General features: G+C 57.8%; 1 protein-coding gene. It reads right to left on the minus strand.

Annotated features, from left to right (window positions below; genetic code table 11):
• Positions 1-1,902 (minus strand): DUF1601 domain-containing protein (locus tag ACO6UY_RS24585; RefSeq protein ID WP_422491680.1); only part of this gene is annotated, 1,902 nt, incomplete at both ends.

Here is a 1,902-nt window from a genome sequence, read left to right on the forward strand (position 1 = left end):
AGGGCAACAGCACGGCCACGGCCCCTTTAAGCCCTGGTGTCTGCTCCTGCCCGTTGTCCACCAGTTTCGCCATGGCCCACAGCAGGTTGGCGATATGCTGAGGAATAAATTGGTCTTTAAATGCGTTCACGTGGGGCAACAGCGCGGCGACGGACTCGTTCAGTTCTGGTGTCCGCTCCTGCCCGTTGTCCACCAGTTTCGCCATGGCCCACAGCAGGTTGGCGATAGCCTGTGGTGTAAAGTTATCTTTCTGTGCATTCACGAGTGGCAACAGCGCGGCCACGGTCTCTTTAAGCTTTGGTGTATCCTGCCCGTTGTCCAGTAGTTTCGCCATGGCCCACAGCAGGTTAGCGATTTCCTGTGGTTTGAAGTTAGCTTTCGCTGTGTTCACGAGTGGCAGCAGCGCGGCCACGGCCTCTTTGAGCCCCGGTGTCCGCTCCTGCCCGTTGTCCACCAGTTTCGCCATGGCCCACAGCAGGTTGGCGATAGCCTGTGGTGTAAAGTTATCTTTCTGTGCGTTCACGAAGGGCAACAGCGCGGCCGTGGCCTTGTTGAGCCCTGATGTCTGCTCCAGCCCGTTGTCCACCAGTTTCGCCGTAGCCCATAGCAGGCTGGCGATTTCCTGTGGTTTGAAGTTAGCTGTCTGTGCGTTCACCTGGGGCAACAGTGAGGCCACAGCCTCTTTGAGCCCTGGTGTCTGCTCCTGCCCGTTGTCCACCAGTTTTGCCATGGCCCACAGCAGGTTGGCGATATGCTGAGGAATAAATTGGTTTTTCTTTGCGTTCACCTGGGGCAACAGTGTGGCCACAGCCTCTTTGAGCCCCGGTGTCCACTCCTGCCCGTTGTCCACCAGTTTTGACATGGCCCACAGCAGGTTGGCGATACCCTGTGGTGTAAAGTTTGCTTTCTGTGCGCTCACTTGGGGCAACAGCGCAGCCAACGCCTCGTTGAACTCTGGTGTTCGCTTTTGCCCGTTGTCCACCAGTTTCGCCATGGCCCACAGCAGGTTGGTGATATGCTGAGGAATAAATTGGTCTTTCTGTGCGTTTACGAAGGGCAACAGCACGGCCACGGCCCCTTTAAGCCCCGGTGTCCGTTCCTGCCCGTTGTCTACCAGTTTTGACATGGCCCACAGCAGGTTGGCGATTTCCCGTGGTTTGAAGTGGACTTTCTGCCCGTTCACGTGGTGCACCAGCGCGGCCAGGGCCTCGTTCAGTTCTGGTGTCCGCTCATGCCCCTTGTCCACCAGTTTTGCCATGGCCCACAGCAGGTTGGTGACACCCTGGGCATTAAATTGGTCTTTCTGTGCGTTTACGCGGGTCAACAGCGCGGCCACGGACTCGTTCAGTTCTGGTGTCCGCTCCTGCCCGTTGTCTACCAGTTTCGCCATGGCCCACAGCAGGTTGGCGATATGCTTAGGAATAAATTGGTCTTTCTGTGCGTTCACGAAGGGCAACAGCACGGCCACGGTGCCTTTAAGCCCTGGTGTCTGCTCCTGCCCGTTGTCCACCAGTTTCGCCATGGCCCACAGCAGGTTGGCGATACCCTGTGGTCTGAAGTTAGCTTTCAGTGCGCTCACGTGGGGCAACAGCCCGGCCACAGCCTCGTTGAGTTCTGGTGTCTGTTCCTGCCCGCTGTCCACCAGTTTTGCCATGGCCCACAGCAGGTTGGCGATTTCCCGTGGTTTGAAGTGAACTTTCTGCCCGTTCACGTGGTGCATCAGCGCGGCCAGGGCCTCGTTCAGTTCTGGTGTCCGCTCATGCCCGTTGTCCACCAGTTTCGCCATGGCCCACAGCAGGTTGGTGACACCTTGGGCATTAAATTGGTCTTTCTGTGCGTTTACGCGGGTCAACAGCGCGGCCACGGACTCGTTCAGTTCTGGTGTCCGCTCCTGCCCGTTGT

The sequence above is a fragment of the Endozoicomonas sp. ALE010 genome, from assembly GCF_049310165.1.
Classification (GTDB): domain Bacteria; phylum Pseudomonadota; class Gammaproteobacteria; order Pseudomonadales; family Endozoicomonadaceae; genus Endozoicomonas.